This is a genomic window from Spirillospora sp. NPDC047279 (assembly GCF_040643285.1).
Classification (GTDB): domain Bacteria; phylum Actinomycetota; class Actinomycetes; order Streptosporangiales; family Streptosporangiaceae; genus Spirillospora.
This window is the reverse complement of the sequence record NZ_JBEYUA010000009.1, coordinates 408,547-429,267: the sequence shown is the minus strand read 5'-3', so window position 1 is coordinate 429,267 and position 20,721 is coordinate 408,547. Positions and strand designations below refer to the sequence as shown.

The following is a 20,721-nucleotide window of genomic DNA, read 5'->3' as shown; positions in this document are numbered from 1 at the left end:
GCTCGGTCAACATGAACCACGTCCGCTCATGGGTGATCCTCTCCGAAGGGTGTCACCCGTACTTGGCCGGCCGGCGGCGGCGCAGCGGCGGGCTGACCCCGTCGGCGAGCCGCCGCGCGGTCACCAGGAAGCCGGTGTGGCCCACCATCCGGTGGTCGGGCCGGACGGCGAGCCCCTCGACATGCCAGGACCGCACCATGGTCTCGAAGGCGTACGGCTCGGCGAACGCGCCGTGCGAGCGCAGATCCTCCACCACGCGGGACATCTGTGTGGTGGTGGCGATGTAGACGCAGATCATGCCGCCGGGGATCAGCGCCTTGGCGACCGCGTCCAGGCACTCCCAGGGGGCCAGCATGTCCAGGACGACCCGGTCGACCTCGGTCTCGGCGAGCGAGTGCTCCAGCGACCCGACGGTCAGCCTCCACGCCGGGTGCGGGCCGCCGAAGAACCGCTCCACGTTGCCCTTGGCGACGTCGGCGAAGTCGGCGCGGCGCTCGTAGGAGGACACCAGCCCCCGCTCCCCCACCGCGCGCAGCAGGAAGCACGTGAGCGCGCCCGACCCGGCGCCCGCCTCGACCACGCGGGCCCCGGGGAAGATGTCGGCCATGGCGACGATCTGCCCGGCGTCCTTGGGGTAGACGACCGCGGCGCCGCGCGGCATCCGGACGGCGAAGTCGGCCAGGAGCGGGCGGAACGCCAGGTACTCCACGCCCCCGCTGGACCGGAAGACCGAGCCCTCCGGGCTGCCGATGATCTCTTCGTGCGGGATCGAGCCCTTGTGGGAGTGGTAGACCTTGCCCGGCTGGAGCGTGATGGTGTTGATCCGGCCCTTGGGATCGGTGAGCTGAACCTGGTCGCCGGCGCGGAAGGGGCCGTGCGGGACGCGGCCGTAGGAGTCCTCGGCCAGGGAGTCGTGATCGCCGGCACCGGCGCTCGGCGTGGGTTCGCTCATAGCCGTCAAGGCTATCGGCGCGTCACCCCCGCTCAGACCGCCCGGACCGCTCAGATCCCGGCGAAGGCCCGGTCGACGTCGGCCACCGCCAGCACCCCGTAGACCCGCCCGTCGGGCTCGACGAGCAGGTATTCGGAGGCGGGCGAGCGGCGCAGCGCGACGATCAGCTCCTCGCCGTCGAGGTCTGCGGGGAGGGTCAGGTCGCGGTCCAGGCCGCGCGACAGCTCCCCCACCTCGATCCACGGGCGCCGGTGCTCGGGCGTGGCGTTGACGGCCTTCTCGCTGACCAGGCCCAGCGGCCGGCCCTCATGATCGACGATCACCAGCGCGCCGGAACGGTCCTCCTGAGCGCGGCGCACCGCCTCGGCCAGCGGCACGTCCGCGGTCACCTGGGTGGCCCGCCGGGCCAGCCTCCGGGCGTTCAGCAGCGGGATGCGGTCGCGGACCTTCTCGGCCCTGATGGCCTGGGTGGCGCCGACCCAGATGAACGAGGCGACCAGCGCGGACCACAGCAGCGCCAGCCACCCGAAGCCGCCGCCCTCACCGGCCGGGCGGGTGGCCAGGAGTGCGCCGACGAACAGCGTGAGCACGGCGACGCCGCGCCCGACCCAGCCGGCGAAGATCGCGCCGTTGCGGCTGCGGCCGGTGGCCTTCCACACCGCCGCGCGGACCAGGCGGCCGCCGTCCAGCGGCAATCCGGGCAGCAGGTTGAACACGCCGACCAGCAGGTTGGCGAACGTCAGCGCGTCCACCAGCAGCAGGGCGACGCCGGGGAGCGGCAGCAGCAGGTGCGCCAGCACCCCGATCCCGGCCAGGACGAGGTTGACCAGCGGCCCGGCGAACGCGATCAGGAACTCGCGGCCGGGCGTCGGCGCCTCGCGTTCGATGGAGGTCTCGCCGCCGAGGATGTGCAGGGTCACCGAGCGCACGGGCAGGCCCAGCGCGCGGGCGGTGACGGCGTGGCTCAGCTCGTGGACGAACACCGAGCCGTAGAGCAGGACCGCGTAGGCGAACGCGACCGCGAAGCTGCCCGGCCGGCCGACGACGTCGGTCCGCAGGACCTGGCTCTCGAACATGACGGTCACCACGACCGCGACGATGAACCAGCTGGGGGACACGTAGACCGGGACGCCGAAGGGACGCCCGATGAACAACCCCGGGCCGCCCCGTCCGGGGCTCGTCCCTGCCGGATCGCCACCGGGTGCGGTCTTGCCTTCGGTCGGAGGTGCGCTCTCTGCCACGCCCCCGATGCTACGCGGATACGGGATTTCGTCGGAGGCGTCCCCTAGGGTGCTGGGCATGACGACCACCCAGGCCCCCGGCTCGGCGGACGCACAGGCGGCCGACGGCCCGCAGGTGATCGGCTCTCTCTCCCCGTCCCGCGCGGGGGATTTCATGACCTGCCCGCTGCTCTACCGCTTCCGGGTGATCGACCGGATCCCGGAGCGGCCGAGCCCGGCCGCGGTGCGCGGCACCCTGGTGCACGCGGTGCTGGAGCGGCTGTTCGACCTGCCGACCGCCGAGCGCACCCCGCCCGCCGCGCTCGACCTGCTCGGGCCGCAGTGGGAGCGGCTGCAGGCCGAGGAGCCCGAGCTGGCCCGGCTGTTCGCCGCCGCGGCCGACGGCGGCCCGGACGACGCGAGCACGCACGGCGCCAGCACGCACGACGCGAGCACGGGCGGCGACGCACCTGACGCGGCCGGGGATGCCGACGCGGCCCCGGCGGCGCCCGCGCCGCGGGGCGACGCCGAGCGGGAGTGGTTCGAGCAGGCCCGCCAGATGGTCGAGCGCTACTTCACCCTCGAAGACCCGCGCCGGCTCGAGCCCGCCGAGCGCGAGCTGTTCGTCGAGACCGTGCTGCCCTCCGGCCTCAAGCTGCGCGGCTACATCGACCGGGTCGACGTGGCACCGAGCGGCGACGTCCGGATCGTCGACTACAAGACCGGCACCGCGCCGCGCGCCGACTTCGAGGCGCGGGCGCTGTTCCAGATGAAGTTCTACGCGCTGGTGTTGTGGCGGGCGCAGGGCCGGGTGCCCCGCCTGCTCCAGCTGATGTACCTCGGCAACGGCGAGGTCCTGCGCTACGAGCCCGACGAGGCCGACCTGCGCGCGACCGAGCGCAAGCTCGAGGCCCTGTGGGCGGCCATCCGGCGAGCCACCGAGACCGGCGAGTGGCGCCACCGCACCAGCCGCCTGTGCGACTGGTGCGACCACAAGGAGCGCTGCCCGGGATGGGGCGGCACCCCGCCGCCGCTGCCCGAGCGGCCCGTCGACCGCCCCTCCCCCGCCGACCTCGAGGTCTCGGCTTTCGGGCGGGGCGACGACCTTTGAGGTCATCCGGGCGCCCGCAGCGCTCATCCTTGCGGAGGAGTTGAGATCCGCGTTCAGGATGGCTCACCACCTGGCCTGACCTCCTAGGGTGAGAATCGTGTCACCCCGCATCCGTGGTCTCGCGGCCTTCCGCGCCTGGCTTCAGTCCCGCCCGCAGGCGGCTGACGCCTTCATGGCGCTGGGCCTGCTGCTGCTGGGGTTCGTGCAGGTCTTCGTCGAGGACCAGCCGAAGGAGCTCAAGGCCTACTACGTCGACCCCGACGCCGGGCACATACTGCTGGTCATCGCCATCACGATGTCGCTCACCTTCCGGCAGCGCCATCCGATGACCGTGCTGGCCTTCATCCTGGCCTGCGAGTTCTGGATCACGGTCCAGCACTACCCGCCGACGATCCCCGACGTCGTCGCGTTCATGATCGCGATCTACAGCGTGGCGGCGCACCGGGCGCTGGCGATCAGCGCGCTGGGCGGGCTGCTGGCGCTGGTGTCGTTCAACGTCATGCTGATCCTGCTCCCGATGAACGCGGGCCTGATCACCTATCTGATGGACAACGCGCTGGTGATCGGCCTCTGGGTGCTCGGCCGCAACCTGCGGCTGCGGCGCGCCTACTTCACCGAGCTGGAGGACCGGGCCGCCCGGCTCGAGCGCGCCCGCGGCACCGACGCGCGGGCGGCGCGGGTCGAGGAGCGGTCGCGGATCGCGCGCGAGCTGCACGACGTCGTGGCGCACCATGTGAGCGTGATGACGGTTCAGGCGGGCGCCGCCCGCCGCATCCTCGACCGCGACCCGGGCAACGCCCGCGAGGCGATGACCACCATCGAGGAGGTCGGACGCACCGCGCTGAGCGAGATGCGCCGCATCGTGGGCGTGCTGCGCACCGAGCGCGACGCCGACCGGGCCGGCGGCGAGCTGGCCCCGCAGCCGGGCCTGGGCGACCTGGGCGAGCTGCTCGACCACGTGCGCGAGACGGGCCTGTCGGTGCAGCTGTGGATCGAGGGCGAGGCCCGCACCCCCTCCCCCGGCGTCGACGTCGCCGCGTTCCGGCTGATCCAGGAAGCGCTCACCAATACCCTCAAGCATGCCGGTCCGGAGGCGCGCGCCTGGGTCCGGCTCTACTACACCGACGACGACCTGACCGTCGAGATCGAGGACGACGGGCGTGGCACCGCGACGATCATGGCCGACAACGGCGACAATCCCGGGCATGGCCTCGTGGGCATGTACGAGCGGGTCGCCCTCTACGGTGGTGAGCTGCGGATCGGGCCGCGGGTCGGCGGTGGTTTCGGCGTGCGCGCCCGGTTCCCCCTGGAGGCATGAGTTGACAAGGCGTCATTCGGTGAGCGGAGCGGGTTCATGAGTGCGGTGCGGGTTCTGCTCGTCGACGACCAGCCGCTGCTGCGGACCGGGTTCCGGCTCATCCTGGAGGCGGAGACCGACATCGCGGTGGTGGGCGAGGCCGGCGACGGCGCGACCGCGGTCGAGATGACCCGGTCGCTGCTGCCCGACGTGGTCCTGATGGACATCCGGATGCCGGGCGTCGACGGCATCGAGGCGACCCGCCGCATCATCCGCGAGGAGGCGGCGTCGCACGACCCGAAGGTGCTCATCCTCACCACCTTCGACCTGGACGAGTACGTCATCGAGGCGGTCCGGGCCGGGGCCAGCGGCTTCCTGCTGAAGGACTCGCCGCCGGAGGACCTCGTGCAGGCCATCCGCATCGTGGCGGCGGGCGACGCGATCGTGGCGCCGAGCGTGACCCGGCGGCTGCTCGACAAGTTCGCCACCCGGCTGCCGGCCGTCCGCGACTCGGCGCCGCCGCCCGGCCTCGACACGCTGACCGAGCGCGAGCGCGAGGTGCTGACGCACGTCGCCCGCGGCCTGTCGAACGCCGAGATCGCGGCCGAGCTGGTGGTCAGCGAGACGACGGTCAAGACCCACGTCGGCAACGTGCTGGCCAAGCTGGGGCTGCGCGACCGGGTGCAGGCCGTGGTGTACGCCTACGAGACGGGGCTGAGCCGTCCGGGTCAGAGCTGACCCCGAGGCTGGGGACCGGCCCAGGGCCCGCCCTGGGCCCGCCCCGGGCCGCGGTCCCTGAGCGGCCTGCCCTGAGCCGGAGTCAGGGGTGCCCCTGACCTCCGGTACCTCTCCCTCCCCCAAAGGAACGATCGCCTGGACCCCCTCTCCGCCCACGGGTGGAGCGTGAAGTCCCTTCCTGGGGCCCAGGCTTTCGGCCTTCCGGACTTCTAGTGTTCTGAGCCATGGATCGCGGTATCGCGATTCGATCGCTCGGTTCACTTCCGGTTCCAACCGCATACAGGGGAGATCACGTGACGAACACCGCCCCACAGACCGCTGACGCGCACTCCGCGCCCGGGGCGGCCGACTTCGCCGCACGGGCACATCAGGTCGCCAAGGTCTACGGCTCCGGCGACGCCCGGGTCATCGCCCTCGACAGCGTCACCGTCGGCATCCCGCGCGGTCGCTTCACCGCGATCATGGGTCCGTCGGGGTCCGGCAAGTCCACCCTCATGCACTGCATGGCGGGCCTGGACTCGGTCGACTCCGGCCAGGTCTACATCGGCGACACCGACCTGACCCGGCTCAAGGACAAGCAGCTCACCCGCCTGCGCCGCGACAAGGTCGGCTTCATCTTCCAGGCGTTCAACCTGGTGCCGACGCTGACCGCGCTGGAGAACATCACGCTGCCGATGGACATCGCGGGCCGCAAGGCCGACCAGCAGTGGCTCGACTCCGTCATCGACACCGTCGGCCTGCGTCCGCGCCTCAAGCACCGGCCGAGCGAGCTGTCGGGCGGCCAGCAGCAGCGGGTGGCCTGCGCCCGCGCGCTCGCCTCGCGTCCCGAGATCATCTTCGCGGACGAGCCGACCGGCAACCTGGACTCGCGGTCGGGCGCCGAGGTGCTCAACTTCCTGCGCGAGTCGGTCCGCCAGATGGGCCAGACCATCGTCATGGTCACCCATGACCCGTCCGCGGCCGCCTACTCCGACGAGGTGCTCTTCCTCACCGACGGCCAGATCGTCGACCGGATGGTCGACCCGACGGCCGAGCGCGTGCTCGAGCGCATGAAGGGCTTCGACCAGCCGGGGGTCGCGGCCCGATGATGGCCAAGGTGACGCTCCGCAATCTCGCGGCGCACAAGATCCGCCTCGTCCTCACCGCCATCGCGGTGATCCTGGGCGTGGCGTTCGTGGCGGGCACGCTCATCTTCACCGACACGATGAACAAGCAGTTCGACGATCTCTTCGACCGGGTCGGCAAGGGCGTGGCCGTCGACGTGCGGGCCAAGAAGCTCACCGACGACCCGATGGACGAGGGCCTGTCGGCGCAGCCGGTCCCGGCGTCGGTGCTGGAGCGGCTGCGCTCGGTGCCGGGCGTCAAGAACCCGACCGGCAACGTGACCGGCTACGCGGCCGTCGTCGGCAGCAACGGCAAGATCGTCGGCACCGGCCAGAACGGCCCGCCGCAGCTGGGCGTCAACTGGACGCCCGGCGGCGACTACGACATGCAGGAGGGCCGGGCGCCGACCGGGCCCACCGAGGTCGCCATCGACGCCAAGACCGCCGAGAAGGGCAAGCTCAAGATCGGCGACACGGCCCGGATCGTGGTCCAGGGACCGCCGCAGCGGCTCAAGGTCGTCGGCCTGATCGACACCGGCAACCTGATGGGCGCCACCGTCACCGCGTTCGACACGGCGACGGCGCAGAAGCTGATGCTCAAGCCCGGCTACTTCAACGACATCCAGATGGCGACGTCGGGCCCGAGCGAGACCGAGCTGCAGGCGGCCGTCGCCAAGGTGCTGCCGGCCAACCTCGAGGCGATCACCGGCACCCAGCTGCGGGACGACGCCAAGAGCGACGTCGCGACGATGATGAACTTCTTCCGCACGTTCCTGCTGGTGTTCGCGCTGATCTCGATCTTCGTCGGCGGGTTCATCATCTTCAACACGTTCTCGATGCTCGTCGCCCAGCGCACCCGTGAGCTGGCGCTGCTGCGGGCCATCGGGGCGGCCCGGCCGCAGGTCACCCGCGCGGTGATCGGCGAGGCGATCGCGGTCGGCTTCGTCGGCTCGACGTTCGGCCTGCTGCTGGGCGCGGGCCTGGCGATGCTCCTCCAGGGCTTCATGATGCAGGACAGCGCCTCCGGCCTGGTGTTCACCCCGACGCCGATCATCGCCTCGTACGCGGTCGGCATCATCGTCACCGTCGTGTCGGCCTACTTCCCGGCGCGCCGGGCGGCGAAGATCCCCCCGGTCGCCGCGATGCGCGACGACGTGGCGCTGCCGCAACGGTCGCTGCGCATCCGCATCGCGCTCGGGTCACTGCTCACCGCCATCGGCGCCGCGCTCATCGCGCTCGGCCTGACCGGTGGCGGCGGCAACCCGGTGGTCCCGGTCGGCATCGGCGTGCTGCTGGTCTTCATCGGCATCGCGATGCTCGCCCCGGTGATCAGCGTGCCGGTGGTGAAGGTCCTCGGCGCCCCGTTCGCGAAGCTGATGGGCACGCCGGGCAGGCTCGCCCAGCAGAACGCGCTGCGCAACCCGCGCCGCACCGCGGCGACCGCCGCCGCGCTGATGATCGGCCTCGCCCTGATCACCACCGTGAACGTGATGGGCGCGTCCATGCGGGCGTCGGTGGAGGCCCAGGTCGACGACCAGTTCGGTGCCGACTACGTCATCGAGCCGACCGGCGCCGGGGGTGCCGACCCCGGTGCGGTCAAGCAGGTCGCGGCGGTCCCGGGCGTCGACAAGGCCTCGCCGTTCTACTCGGCCAACGCCAAGATCGAGGGCAAGCGCGCGTTCTACGTGGCGGGCGACATCGGCGACCTGGCGCAGGGCGTACGGCTCAAGATGGTCACCGGATCCACCTCGCTCGGCACCGACGGCATGATGGTCGACGAGGACACGGCCAAGGACCGGAAGTGGACGGTCGGCACGACCGTGCCGGTGAGCTTCCCCGACGGGAAGACCCAGCAGCTGCGCCTGACCGGCATCTACGAGAAGAACCAGTTCCTCGGACCGCGGGTCTTCGCCGAACCGGTGTACATGGCGCACACCGCCAACCCGGCCATCGACGGCATCGTCGTCAACGCGCAGAACACCGACGCCTCGACCAAGGCCGCCATCGAGGGCGCCATCAAGGACCACCCGAACCTCGAGGTGTCCGACCAGGCGGCCGTCAAGGAGGACGCGCGCAAGCAGGTCGACGGCTTCGTCACCTTCCTCACCGTCCTGCTGGTGATGTCGGTCATCATCGCGGCCGTCGGCGTCATCAACACGCTGGCGCTGTCGGTGATCGAACGCACCCGGGAGATCGGCCTGCTGCGGGCGATCGGCATCAGCCGCCGCCAGCTGCGCAGGATGGTCCGCATCGAGTCGATCGTCATCGCGGTGTTCGGCGCGCTGCTCGGCATCGGCATCGGGGTCGCCTTCGGCGCCGCGGTGCAGAGCGCGCTGGAGGACCAGGGCCTCACCGTGCTGAGCGTCCCGGCGGGCACGCTCGCCGTGTTCGTGGTGATCGCAGTGGTCATCGGTGTGCTGGCGGCCCTGTGGCCGGCCTGGCGCGCCGGGCGGATGGACGTCCTCAAGGCCATCTCCACCGAGTAGCGGCAACACGGCGCAACACGCCGTCGCACGCCCCGTACGGTCGAGCGACCGTGCGGGGCGTGCCCGTGTCCGGGGTACCGTCAGGTGAGCCGCACGCGCGGGTCGAGGAGCGAGCAGGCGAGGTCGGCGGCGAGGTTGGCGAGCACCACGCAGACCGCCACGGCGAGCACCACCCCGAGGATGACCGGCGCGTCGCCGACCGTGATCGACTGCACCACGAGCTGGCCGACCCCCTGCAGGCCGAAGACCTTCTCGGTGACGATGGCGGAGCCGATGAGGGCCCCGACGTCGACGCCGAACTGGGTCACCACCGGGGTCAGCGCCGCCCGCAGCCCGTGCCGGTAGACGACCCGGCGTTCCGGCAGCCCCTTGGCGCGGGCGGTGCGGATGTAGTCCTCGCCGAGCACGTCCAGCATCGAGCCGCGCGTCAGGCGGGAGTAGCCGGCCATCAGCAGGAACGCCAGCGTGAACCAGGGCAGGACCATCCGCCTCCAGAAGTTCTCCTGGAGCGGCGGCCCCGGCTCGAACAGGTGGACGCCGAGGTCACCGGCCGTGCCGAAGAACAGGTACAGGCACATCAGCGCCACGACGAACGCCGGCGTCGACAGGCCGGCCAGGACGAACAGCGTCACCGCCCGGTCCAGGGGGCCGCGCGCCCGGGTCGCGCCGAGCACGCCGGTGAGCACGCCGCCCGCCAGCCACAACACCGACGCGCCGAGCACCAGGATCGCCGTCGTCTGGAGCCGCTCGCCGATCATCGTGGCGACCGGGGCCTGGTGGATGTAGGAGCGGCCGAGGTCGCCCTCGAACAGCCGGCCGAGGAACCTGGCGTACTGCACGATCAGCGGGTCGTCCAGGCCGAGGTTGCGCCGGATCAGCGCGAGCGTCCCGGCGGTGGCGCGCGGTCCGCCGATCACCCGTTCCGGATGCCCGGCCGCGACGAAGACCAGGAAGAACGCCGCGGTGGCGACGAGCCACAGGACGCCCAGGCCGGACAGCAGCCGCCGGGCCAGGTACCGGATCATCCGCCCGCCGCCCGCCCGGCCCGCGGGTCGAGGGCGTCGCGGACCCCGTCGCCGAGGAGGGTGAACGAGAAGGTGGTGAGGAGCAGCAGCCCGGCCGGGACGAACAGGAACCACCACGCCGTGTCGTAGTACTCCTGCGCGTCGCTGAGCATGCCGCCCCAGGTGGGCGTGGACGGGTCGGCCCCGGCGCCGAGGAACGACAACGTCGCCTCGAGCACGATCGCCTGCGGGACGAGCAGGGTCGCCAGCACCGTCACCGGCCCGGCCAGGTTGGGCAGCACCTCGACCGTCATGATGCGCAGGTCGCCCGCGCCGAGCGACCGCGCCGCCTCGATGTACTCCCTCTCCCTGATGGAGAGCACCTGGCCGCGGACGACGCGCGCCATGGCGGCGAACGAGAAGAAGGCGATCACGGCGACGGTCAGCGGCACGCTCGCGCCGAACGTCACCGCGACCACGATGGCCACCAGCACGTACGGGAACGACGACACCACGTCCATGCCCCGGGCGAGCACCGCGTCGGCCCATCCGCCGAGGAAGCCCGACACCACCCCGGCCGCCACGCCGAAGAGGGTCGCCAGCGCGGTCGCCGCCAGCCCGACCAGCAGCGAGACGCGCGCGCCGTAGGCGGCGCGCACCAGCACGTCCCGGCCGATCGAGTCGGTGCCGAGCCAGAACTCGCCGGACGGGCCGACCGGCAGGCCGTTCTCGTCCAGGCCGGTGTCGGGGTACGTCGCGTGGTAGGGGTGGCCGGTCCACGCCGCCCACAGCGGCGCCGTCAGGGCGAACAGCGCGAGCAGCAGCAGGACGCCGAGCGACACCATGGCCGCCCGGTCGGCGCGCAGCCGCGCGCACGCCAGCGACCAGGGGCCGCGTACCCGGATCGGGCGGCCGGCGGCCGGTGCGGTGTACGGCGTGGGGTGGGGGGTGGGGTGGGGGGTGGTCATGCTCTCGTGGTCAGGTCAGGAGGACAGCCTCAGGTTCGTGTAGTCGTAGGCCTGGATGGTCGGGACGAACAACGGGTCGCGGACCCGGTCGGAGCGGAAGATGGGGAAGTCGAGGGCGAGCAGCGGGACCACCGCCGCGTCGTCCATCACCAGGCGGTCGGTGCGGTGCAGCAGCTCGGCCGCCCGGGCCGGGTCCTCGGCCTGCTGCGCCTCGTCGATGAGCCGGTTGACCTCGGGGTTGTCGTAGGCGCCGTAGTTGGTGGAGTTCGTTCCGTAGTTCCGGCCGTCGAAGAGGGGCTGGATCATCGAACGCCCGTTGTTGCCGAACCAGTCCGGCGTCCAGTTGGGCACGGCGACGTCCCACTTCCCCTCGCGCGCGTCGGACGGCGTGACCAGCGTGCGGCCGTAGAAGGTGCCGTTGCCGTCGGCGATGAGCCGCGCGGTGATCCCGCAGGCGGCCAGGTCGGCCTGCAGCGACTGCGCGATCTTCGGGTTGTTGCCGCTCACCCGGTAGGGGAACCGCAACGTCAGCCCGCCCGCGTGCCCGGCCTCGGCCAGCAGCGTCCTGCACCTGGCCGGGTCGCCGGCGCCGCCGGGTGTCGGGTACGGGTCGTAGCGGCGGTGGCCGACGTTGCCGGGCGGGATCACCTGGGTGAGCGGCTCGGCGACGTCCGGGCCGCCGTAGATCTTCACCAGGGCGGTGCGGTCGACGGCGTGCGCGATCGCCTGCCGGACCCGCCGGTCGGCCAGCGCCCGGCCGTTGCCGGGGCTCTGCGTGTTGAACACCAGGAACGGGCCGAGGCTCGGCGAGCGGCGGACGGCCAGCCGCGGGTCGCGGGCCGCCTTGAGACGCGCGAGGGCCGCGTTCGGCACGGGCGCGTCCCAGGCGAGGTCGGCCGCGCCCTGCTCCAGCTGCTGCTGCACGGACTCGGGCGTGTCCTGGCCGAGCGTGATCTGGATCCGGTCGACGTACGCGGGCCGCGCCGGGTCGCTCGAGGCCTTCCAGGCAGGGTTGCGGCCCAGCACGATCGTCTTGTTGGGCGTGTACTCGGTGATCTGGTACGGCCCGTTGGAGATGGTGTTGGCGCGGAACTCCGCGCCGTCGGGGACGTAGGCGTCGTACTCGCGCGGCGCGGCCGTCGCGAACTGCAGGCTCAGCAGGTTGAGCAGGTCGCCGGCCGGGTGGTCGAGCCGGACGACGAGGGTCGAGTCGTCCTTGGCCGTCAGGCCCTCGATGTCGTGGTCGCGCTGGAAGGCGGCCATCGCCGCCGCGTCCTCGGCGTCGACCTCGGCGTAGTCAGCGCAGTAGGACGCCATGCCGGCGATCGTCGACCGGTAGTAGCCCTGGCCGCCCGACGGCGAGGCCGGGTTGCAGAGCCGCTTGAAGCCGCGGACGTAGTCGGCCGCGGTCACCGTGCGCGCCGGGCTGGTGTTCCACATGACGCCGTCGCGCAGCCGGATCGTGTAGGTCCTGCCGTCGGCGCTGACGCCGCCGTTCTCCCTGGTCGGCAGCTCGCGGGCGACGTCCGGCCGGAGCGGGACCGTCTCCTCGAACGTGTTGGAGGGACGGGTGGTGAACAGCGGCCGGGCGAACGTCCGGCTCAGCGCTATCGAGGCGAACGTGTAGCCGCTGGCCGGATCGATGTGGTCGGGGTCCGACGCCCCCGCGATGCGCAGCGTGCCGCCGCCCTGGCCGCCTGCCTCCCCCTCGCACGCGCTCAGTGTCCCCGCCACCAGCGCCGCCAGGGCGATCGCCCCGGCCATCCCGAACCCCCGTACCACCGCGCCCTCCCCGTATGCCCGCATACCGCGCCCCAACAGCCGACCTTGCAGGGCGGGACGAGGCGGCGTCCCGATCCTGAACGGATCGTGACCGGGATGTAGCCGAAGGTATACCGCGTCCTACGGGACAGGCCCGTGCGGAACGTGTCCGCACGGGCCTGTCGCCGGTCGCCGGGAGGCGCGTCGGCCGGAGGTCAGTCGTCGTCGGCCGGGGCGTCGGCGGGCGCGGCGGGCGCCGCCGGGGCCACCGCAGCCTTGGCGACCAGGTCGGTCGCGCTGACCGTGGTGTTCTCCGGGAAGTGGCACGCCGCCTGGTGGCCGGGGCTCAGCTCCTGCAACGGCGGCTCGACCTGCTTGCAGATGTCCTGCGCCTTCCAGCACCGGGTGTGGAACCGGCAGGCGGGCGGCGGGTCGAGCGGGCTCGGCACGTCGCCCTGCAGGCGGATGCGGTCGCGGCCCTCGCGCTTGCTCGGGTCGGGCACCGGCACGGCCGACAGCAGCGCGTTGGTGTACGGGTGCATCGGCCGCTCGTACAGGTCGGCGCGGTCGGCGATCTCGACGATCTTGCCGAGGTACATGACCGCGACCCGGTCGGAGATGTGCCGGACCACCGACAGGTCGTGCGCGATCACCACGTAGGTGAGGTCGAGCTCGTCCTGCAGGTCCTCCAGCAGGTTGACCACCTGGGCCTGCACCGACACGTCCAGCGCGGACACCGGCTCGTCGGCGACGATCAGCTTGGGCCGCAGCGCCAGCGTGCGGGCGATGCCGATGCGCTGGCGCTGGCCGCCGGAGAACTCGTGCGGGTACCGGTTGTAGTGCTCGGGGCTGAGCCCGACCATCTCCAGCAGTTCCTGCACCGCGGCCTTGACGCCCTGCTGCGGCTGCTCGCCCTGGAGCCGGTACGCGGCGCCGACGATGCTGCCGACCGTCTGCCGCGGGTTCAGCGACGAGTACGGGTCCTGGAAGATCATCTGGATGTCGCGGCGGAGCGGCCGCATGGCCCCCTGGGACATGTGAGTGATGTCATGTCCCTCGAAGGTGATCTTCCCGAAGCTGGGCTCCAGCAGCCGCATGATCATGCGGCCGGTGGTGGTCTTGCCACAGCCGGACTCCCCCACCAGGCCGAGCGTCTCGCCCGTGCGCACGGAGAAGGAGACGCCGTCGACGGCCTTCACCGCGCCGACCTGGCGCTTGAAGACGATGCCCTGGGTGACCGGGAAGTGCTTGCCGAGGTTGTCGACCTCCAGCAGCGTCTCGCCGCGGCGGCCGGTGCCGCCGGCCGGCGCGGCCTTCTCGGATGTGCTCACTTTCTCCCCCATCACAGCTTGGGCGCGATCTCGTCGTTCCAGATCTGCCGGCGCTTCTCGGCGGGCAGGTGACAGGCGACCCGGTGGCCCGGCGCCGCGTCGCGCAGCTCGGGCCGCTCGGTGGTGCTCTTGTCACCGTTCAGCTCAGCGTAGGCGCAGCGCGGATTGAACGCGCAGCCCGACGGCAGGTTGATGAGGCTCGGCGGGGTGCCCTTGATGGGCAGCAGCCGCTCGGTGCGCTCCCGGTCCAGCCGCGGCATCGAGCCGAGCAGGCCCCAGGTGTAGGGGTGCTCGGGCGCGTGGAAGACGTCATCGACCGTGCCGTACTCGACGCACCGGCCGCCGTACATCACCAGGAGGTCGTCCGACAGCTCGGCGACCACTCCGAGGTCGTGAGTGATCATGATGATGGCGGAGTTGAACTCGCGCTGCAGGTCCCGGATGAGATCCAGGATCTGCGCCTGCACCGTCACGTCGAGCGCGGTGGTCGGCTCGTCGGCGATGAGCAGCTCGGGGTCGCACGACAGCGCCATCGCGATCATCGCGCGCTGCCGCATGCCGCCGGAGAACTGGTGCGGGTAGTCGTCCACCCGGCGATCCGGCCGGGGGATGCCCACCCGGCCGAGCATGTCGATCGCGTGCTTGCGCGCGACCGACCTGCTGACGTCGTTGTGGATCCGGTACGCCTCGATGATCTGGTGCCCCACCGAGTAGAAGGGGTGCATCGAGGACAGCGGGTCCTGGAAGATCATCGACATGTCGCGGCCGCGCAGCCGCCGCACCTGCTCCTCCGAGGCGCCGACCAGCTCGGTGTCGCCCAGCCAGATCTCACCGGAGACCTTGGCGTTGCGCCGGTTGTGCAGGCCCAGGATGCCGAGGCTCGTCACGCTCTTGCCGGAGCCGGACTCGCCGACGATGCCCAGCGTCTTGCCGCGCTCCAGCTGGAACGACAACCCGTCCACCGACTTCACCAGGCCGTCGTCGGTCGGGAAGTGGATGCGCAGGTCGCGCACCTCGAGGAAGGACGTGGGCGGGCGGAGGTCGGCGGCGGCCGCTTCGGACCCGCCGTTGCGCAGCTCCTTGTTCGCCTTGTTGCGCGCCATCAGGCCAGCCTCACTCTCGGGTCGGCGACCGCGTACAGGATGTCCACCACCAGGTTGGCGATGATCACGAACAGGCCGGTGGCCATCGTGACGCCGAGCGCGACGGGCAGGTCGCTGCGGGTGATGCCCTGCAGCATCAGCTGGCCCAGCCCGGCGAACGAGAACGTGGTCTCGGTGATCACCGCGCCGCCGAGCAGCAGCCCGATGTCCAGGCCGAAGATCGTGATGATGGGGGTCAGCGCGGATCTCAGCCCGTGCCTGGTGATGACGCTCCGTTCGGGCAGTCCCTTGGCGCGGGCGGTGCGGATGTAGTCCTCGCCCATCGTCTCGAGCATGCCCGCGCGGGTGAGGCGCGCGTACATCGCGGCGTACAGGAACGCCAGCGTGATCCAGGGCAGGATCAGCGCCTGCGCCCACAGGGCCGGGTTGTCGAAGAACTCGTGGTACCGCGGGGTCGGCAGCAGCTTCAGCTGCCGGCACACCAGCCAGATCGAGACCAGGCCGGTGAAGAACATGGGGAGGGAGACGCCCGCCAGCGCGACCGACATGGCCGCGCGGTCGAAGAAGCTCCCCCGCTTGAGCGCGGAGACGACACCGATGGCGACGCCGGCCACCAGCCACAGGATGGCCGCGCCGAGCGCGATCGAGAAGGTCACCGGGGCGCGGTCGAGCAGCAGGTCCATGACCGGCTCGTTGGTGCGGTACGAGTACCCCAGGCAGGGCGCCGGGCAGTGGGTGACGCTGGTGCCGAACTTGTAGTCGGTTCCGACGAAGATGCCCTGGATGAACTCCCAGTAGCGGACCAGGAAGGGGTCCTCGAGGCCCAGCTTCGCCTTCACGCCCGCCAGGCCTTCGGGGGTGACCTCCCGGCCCAGGTAGCGCGCCGCCAGGTCGTCGGTGGACTGACCCGCGAGCTTCGGCAGCAGGAAGAAGATGCCGAACGTCACCAGGCTGATGATCGCCAGCAGTAGAACGGCGACCAGTAGACGCCGGATGATGTATCGGATCACTTCGTGCGGCGGTGGTGGCCGGCGTGGCGCGCCCGGTAGGACGCCGCCACGCCGGCCACCTCTGCCTTCACCTCTCTCAGAATTACTTAGCGAGCCCGAGGTTGGCGTAGTCGATCATGCCGGAGTAGCCGTAGTTGATGAACACGTTCGTCATCTTCGGGTTCCGGTAGTACAGGTTCTTCGCGTACAGCATCGGGATGATCGACGCGTCCTCCATGACGGCCTTGTCGATCTCCTGGTAGACCTTGTTGCGCTCGGCCTCGTCCTTCAGCTGCACGACGTCCTGGAACTTCTTGGCGATGTCCGGGAGGTCGATGTGCGAGATGTTGGAGCTACCGGTGCCCTTGAGCGCGCCCGGGTCGGTGATCTGCTGCAGGAAGCCGAAGCCGCTGGGGAAGTCGGCCGCCCAGCCGTAGATCATCAGGCCGAGCTGGTTCTTCTGGACGAACTTCGGGTCGCCGACCACACCGCCGGTGTAGCCGTCCTCCGGGTAGTTCTTGATGTTGACCTTGATCCCGACCTTCTCGAGCGAGGCCTTGATCGACTCGGCCGCCGCCTTCTCCTTGGGCCGCTCGGTGCGGTAGGAGATGTTGGTGGTGAAGCCGTTCGGCTTGCCGCACTTGGCCAGGTGCTCCTTGGCCTTGACCGGGTCGCCCTTGCCGTTGTTGTTCGGGTACAGGTCGAACTTCTGGTGCGCCTTCAGGCTCGGCGGCATGACGGTGCTGGCGATGTCACCACCGGTGGTGCCGCCGTAGGCGTTCTGGTAGCCGGTCTTGTCCACCGCGTACTGCACGGCGATGCGGCAGTCCTTGTTGGTGAACGGCTCGACCTGCCGGCTGATGGCGGTGTACCAGAGGAAGCCGGAGTTGGGGTTGTCGGCGTTCTTCTTCAGCTCCGGGTCGGACAGGAGCTTCGACCGGGCGGCGGCGTTGACGCCGTTGCCCGCGACGTCGATCTCGGCGCTGCCGTCCATCTGGCGGTTGTCGACCTCGTCGGGAGCGACGCCCAGCTGCACCTCGATGTTGTCGAGGAGCTGCTTGCGGTTGGTGTCGCTGGCGTCCCAGTTCGGGTTCTTGCTGAGCTTGATCGACTTACCGGGCTCGTAGCTGTCGAGCTTGTACGGGCCGGTGGAGACGACGCCCTTGGCGTAGTTGACGCCGCCCTTGGCGCCGGCGTCGGCGGCCTGCGGGACGGGAGCGGTCTGCGGGATCGTCGCCAGGTAGTCGAACTCGGCGAACGGCTGCGACAGCTTGAAGACGACCGTCTGGTCGTCGGGGGTCTCGACGCCCTTGAAGTTGTCGAGGTTCGGGTCCTTGTAGGGGCCCTTGTACTTGTTCGGGTTGGAGAGGTACTGCCGGAAGTAGACCGGGCCCTTCTCCATGACCTCGGGCGAGTAGTTGCTCCGCGCGATGGCGTACTTCACGTCCTTGGACGTGACCGGCGTGCCGTCGGAGAACTTGACGCCCGGACGCAGCTTGTAGGTCCACGTCTTGAGGTCGGCGCTCGGCTGGCCGAGGCCCGAGGCCAGGTCGGGCGTGATCTCCAGGTTGCCCTGGCCGCCCACCGACTTGAACGTGAGCAGCGAGCGGGCGTACAGCCGGCTGAAGTTCCAGGCCGTGGCGTAGTACATGTTGCCCGGGTCGGTCGAGTCGAAGTCGCCCGTCCGGAGCATGCGCAGGGTGCCACCCTTGCTGTCGCTCGGGTTCACGATCGAGGTGTTGCCCTGGTTGAACGTGGCGCTGCCGCCACCACCCTCGTCGTCCCCGCCGCCGCAGGCGGCGAGCACGAGGGCGGCGCTGACGCCGGTCGCCAGGACGGCGATGCCCCTCCGTGTCGTTCTTCTCATTGTGTTCGCTCTCCCTTTGGGATCGGTCGAGGTTTCTCGAGGGTGAGGGGTCAGCGCGAGGACCGCGGGTCCAGCGCGTCCCGGAGGCCGTCTCCGAAGAGGTTGAAGGCCAGCACGGTGATGAAGATCGCCATGCCCGGGAAGAACATGAAGTGCGGCGCGATCTCGTAGACCTCCTTGGCCTCGTTCAGCATCCCGCCCCAGCTGGGGGTGGGCGGGATGATGCCGACGCCGAGGAAGGACAGCGACGCCTCGAAGATGATGTTGGTGGGGATCATCAGCGTCGCGTAGACGAGGATCGGCGCCCACAGGTTGGGCAGCAGCTCCCGGAAGAGGATGTAGGGGGCGCGGGCGCCCATGCTGCGGGCGGCGTCGACGAACTCGCGCTCGCGCAGCGACAGGGTCTGCCCGCGGATGATGCGGCCGATGTAGGGCCAGCTGAAGAAGCCGATCACGAAGATCAGGAAGGCCACCCGCAGGCCGTTGCCCTCGAGCCCGAACGCGCTGTTGGGGAAGACGCCGACGAGGGCGATCGCGAAGAGCAGCAGCGGGAAGGCCAGGAAGATGTCCATGGTGCGGGCGATCAGGGTGTCGACCCAGCCGCCGAAGTAGCCGGCGATGACGCCGAAGACGACGCCGAGCACGACGGCCAGCATCGTCGCCAGGAACGAGATCAGCAGCGAGTACTTCGCACCGTTGACGATGCGGCTCAGCATGTCGCGTCCCGCCGGCAGGTCGACGCCGAGCCAGTGGTCGGCGCTCATGCCCGAGTGCATGAAGCCGGTCTTGGGACGCGAGAGCATCGGGTCGATCAGGTCGTTGTGCGGCTGGTTGGGGTCACCGACCAGGAACGGTCCCACGATCGCCATCAGGATCAGCAGCACCACCAGGATGCCGCCGCCCATGGCCACCTTGTCCCGCTTGAGCCGCAGCCAGGCGATCTGCCCGAGCGAACGACCCTGGATCGCCTTGCGCTCGATGCCCGCAAGGACGGCTTCCGGCTGAGCCTGTGCCTCAGAACCGGTCGTCTCGATCGGTGCGGTCACGCTCCGTACCTCCTACCGTTCGGCCTGTCGGCCACGCCGCCGCCGACCCAACGTCTGCGGCCGCGGAGATCGTCCGCTGCCCGTGCCCGTTACGCCGTGTTTGCTGGAGGGAAACCTAGTCCTTCGGGCACGACTGTCCATCGCGTGAAGCGGCCTCTGCTAGTACCCGTATCTGACTTGTGATCTCGTCGTCATCTTGGGCACACGTGACCTGTACAACACACCGGACAAACCGCCCAGATACTACGTAGCGGCCCACCGTGCTCCGCACCCGAACGCGGCCCGGATCGGGAAGCTTTACCGATCTGAGTCCGTTCTGAGATCGATCGTCCGCAGGTCAACGGCGGTGCACGCGAAAAAGCGGGCCGGGCGGCCCCTCGAAGGGGACCGCCCGGCCCGCCGTCGTCGCAGGCGAGAGGGGTCAGCCCGAGCGGGCCGCGGCAACAGGCACCACGCTCGGGAACACTCCTGTCACTTTCGTTACTTGATCCCCCGGTTGCGGAGGATCTCCTCGATCTCGGCGAGATCCGGGTCCACCGCGGCGGAGGCGCCGCCGGACGACCGCTCGACGGCCTTCTTCGGCTGCTTGCGCCCCTTGGCGGCCTTGGGCTTCCCGGCGGGCTCGCCCTCCTCGACCTCCGCGCGGCGGCTCAGCATCACGCCGGAGGTCAGGTAGAGCACGACCGCCAGCCCGGCCAGGACCACGCCCGCCCACTTGACCGGGCTGAAGACCAGCCCCGTGACGAAGTCGGTCACCCCGGTCATCGCCGCCGCGGCGGGCACCAGGGACAGGGCCGCTCCGCGCATGCCCGAGGCCGCGCCCCGGCGCTTGTAGACACCCCAGCTGATGATCAGCCCCAGCAGGGTGACGCCATAACTGATCAGTTCGATCATGCGGGCCCCTCAATCCGTGCGATAGTGCTCTCCCCCATGGTCACATGCCCGGGACGCGTGGCCACTCCTCCGCACGAACGGTTGTCCGCGGGGCAGGGTCATCCGGAAGCGTGATCCGTCCCCTAGGGCCCATGGGTGAGGACCCCCAGATGATCACCCCGTCAGGTATCGGCCGGCGGCCGGACGGGCCCCTCAGGCGACCAGCGCGCGCAGGAACGGCACGTCCACCTCGAGCAGCGAGCCGACCAGCGTGCGCCGCTCGTTCGCCTGGACGGGGATCAGGCCCGGCACGGCCACGGTGAAGCAGCCGGCCGCCTCGGCCGACGTCAGCCCGTTGGGCGAGTCCTCGATGGCCACGCAGCGCGCCGGGTCGACGCCCAGCCGCTCGGCGGCGGTCAGGTAGGGCTCGGGATGCGGCTTGGTGTGCCCCACCTCGTCGCCCACGATCGTCAGCGCGAACAGGTCGCGGCCGATCGCGTCCAGGACCGGCTCGGTCATCACGCGCTGGCTCGAGGTCACCAGGGCCGTCGGCACGCGCGCGTCGTACAGCCCGGTGAGCAGTTCCTTGGCGCCCGGCAGCAGCGGCACGTGGGTGGTCAGCCGCTCGATCATGCCGTCCAGCGACCATCGCCCGATCTCGTCCTCGGAGACGTCGGTGCCGGTCTTCTCCTTCATGTACGCGGTGGCCAGATGGAGCGACCCGCCGACCAGGCGTTCCTGGTCGGCCGGACCCCAGGTGCCGCCGAGGCGGGCGACGACCTCGCACTCCACCTCGAACCAGAGCCGCTCAGAGTCGATCAGTGTGCCGTCCATGTCGACCAGGACGGCCTGCAGTCCCCCCGGGTTCACGC

17 protein-coding genes are annotated in these 20,721 nt (G+C 70.8%); 5 read left to right on the top strand and 12 right to left on the bottom strand.

Features of this window, described 5'->3' with window-relative positions; translation table 11 throughout:
• Positions 1-52: 52 nt before the first annotated feature.
• Both ABZ810_RS25170 and ABZ810_RS25165 read right to left on the bottom strand, forming a co-directional pair.
• Complete coding sequence (locus ABZ810_RS25170; protein ID WP_358407045.1) at positions 53-952, bottom strand: tRNA (adenine-N1)-methyltransferase; 900 nt, start codon at positions 950-952, stop codon at positions 53-55.
• A 50-nt stretch (positions 953-1,002) separates the two neighbouring features.
• Positions 1,003-2,193, bottom strand: coding sequence for a site-2 protease family protein (locus tag ABZ810_RS25165; RefSeq protein WP_358407044.1), 1,191 nt, complete (start codon positions 2,191-2,193; stop codon positions 1,003-1,005).
• A 58-nt stretch (positions 2,194-2,251) separates the two neighbouring features.
• On the opposite strand from ABZ810_RS25165, the gene ABZ810_RS25160 reads away from it, so the two are divergent.
• The 5 genes from ABZ810_RS25160 (at position 2,252) to ABZ810_RS25140 (ending at position 8,907) form a co-directional block, all read left to right on the top strand.
• Entirely contained in the window at positions 2,252-3,283 is a 1,032-nt protein-coding gene (locus ABZ810_RS25160; RefSeq protein WP_358407041.1) for a PD-(D/E)XK nuclease family protein, read from the top strand.
• 97 nt (positions 3,284-3,380) lie between these two features.
• Positions 3,381-4,601: a sensor histidine kinase gene (locus ABZ810_RS25155; protein ID WP_358407039.1), complete on the top strand. Its 1,221-nt coding sequence runs from the start codon at positions 3,381-3,383 to the stop codon at positions 4,599-4,601.
• Between the two features lie 36 nt (positions 4,602-4,637).
• Positions 4,638-5,318 carry a response regulator transcription factor gene (locus ABZ810_RS25150; RefSeq protein WP_358407037.1) on the top strand — a complete coding sequence of 227 codons (681 nt, stop codon included), beginning with the start codon at positions 4,638-4,640 and terminating at the stop codon, positions 5,316-5,318.
• A gap of 293 nt (positions 5,319-5,611) precedes the next feature.
• Complete coding sequence (locus ABZ810_RS25145) at positions 5,612-6,406, top strand: ABC transporter ATP-binding protein (RefSeq protein ID WP_358407035.1); 795 nt, start codon at positions 5,612-5,614, stop codon at positions 6,404-6,406.
• Positions 6,406-8,907 carry an ABC transporter permease gene (locus ABZ810_RS25140; protein ID WP_358407076.1) on the top strand — a complete coding sequence of 834 codons (2,502 nt, stop codon included), beginning with the start codon at positions 6,406-6,408 and terminating at the stop codon, positions 8,905-8,907. Before ABZ810_RS25145 ends, ABZ810_RS25140 begins: the two co-directional genes overlap by 1 nt.
• Positions 8,908-8,987: 80 nt before the next feature.
• Here the strand turns inward: ABZ810_RS25140 and ABZ810_RS25135 are convergent, their stop codons facing one another.
• From ABZ810_RS25135 to ABZ810_RS25090, 10 genes are all read right to left on the bottom strand, one after another.
• On the bottom strand, positions 8,988-9,932 hold the full coding sequence (locus ABZ810_RS25135) for an ABC transporter permease (RefSeq protein ID WP_358407034.1): 945 nt from the start codon (positions 9,930-9,932) through the stop codon (positions 8,988-8,990).
• Complete coding sequence (locus ABZ810_RS25130; protein WP_358407032.1) at positions 9,929-10,879, bottom strand: ABC transporter permease; 951 nt, start codon at positions 10,877-10,879, stop codon at positions 9,929-9,931. The genes ABZ810_RS25135 and ABZ810_RS25130 overlap by 4 nt, the downstream gene beginning before the upstream one ends.
• Positions 10,880-10,894: 15 nt before the next feature.
• A complete protein-coding gene (locus ABZ810_RS25125) occupies positions 10,895-12,685 on the bottom strand; it encodes an ABC transporter substrate-binding protein (RefSeq protein WP_358407031.1) in 1,791 nt (596 codons plus the stop codon).
• Positions 12,686-12,855: 170 nt separating this feature from the next.
• Positions 12,856-13,971 carry an ABC transporter ATP-binding protein gene (locus tag ABZ810_RS25120; RefSeq protein ID WP_358407029.1) on the bottom strand — a complete coding sequence of 372 codons (1,116 nt, stop codon included), beginning with the start codon at positions 13,969-13,971 and terminating at the stop codon, positions 12,856-12,858.
• An 11-nt stretch (positions 13,972-13,982) separates the two neighbouring features.
• Positions 13,983-15,074 (bottom strand): ABC transporter ATP-binding protein, encoded by a 1,092-nt coding sequence (locus ABZ810_RS25115; protein ID WP_358407026.1) that lies wholly within the window; start codon positions 15,072-15,074, stop codon positions 13,983-13,985.
• Entirely contained in the window at positions 15,074-16,084 is a 1,011-nt protein-coding gene (locus ABZ810_RS25110; RefSeq protein WP_358407023.1) for an ABC transporter permease, read from the bottom strand. Before ABZ810_RS25110 ends, ABZ810_RS25115 begins: the two co-directional genes overlap by 1 nt.
• A gap of 82 nt (positions 16,085-16,166) precedes the next feature.
• Entirely contained in the window at positions 16,167-17,930 is a 1,764-nt protein-coding gene (locus tag ABZ810_RS25105) for an ABC transporter substrate-binding protein (protein ID WP_358407020.1), read from the bottom strand.
• Between the two features lie 50 nt (positions 17,931-17,980).
• A complete protein-coding gene (locus tag ABZ810_RS25100; protein ID WP_358407018.1) occupies positions 17,981-18,976 on the bottom strand; it encodes an ABC transporter permease in 996 nt (331 codons plus the stop codon).
• Positions 18,977-19,456: 480 nt separating this feature from the next.
• Positions 19,457-19,870 carry a hypothetical protein gene (locus tag ABZ810_RS25095; RefSeq protein WP_358407016.1) on the bottom strand — a complete coding sequence of 138 codons (414 nt, stop codon included), beginning with the start codon at positions 19,868-19,870 and terminating at the stop codon, positions 19,457-19,459.
• Positions 19,871-20,062: 192 nt separating this feature from the next.
• On the bottom strand, positions 20,063-20,719 hold the full coding sequence (locus tag ABZ810_RS25090) for an HAD family phosphatase (RefSeq protein WP_358407014.1): 657 nt from the start codon (positions 20,717-20,719) through the stop codon (positions 20,063-20,065).
• Positions 20,720-20,721 lie beyond the last annotated feature (2 nt).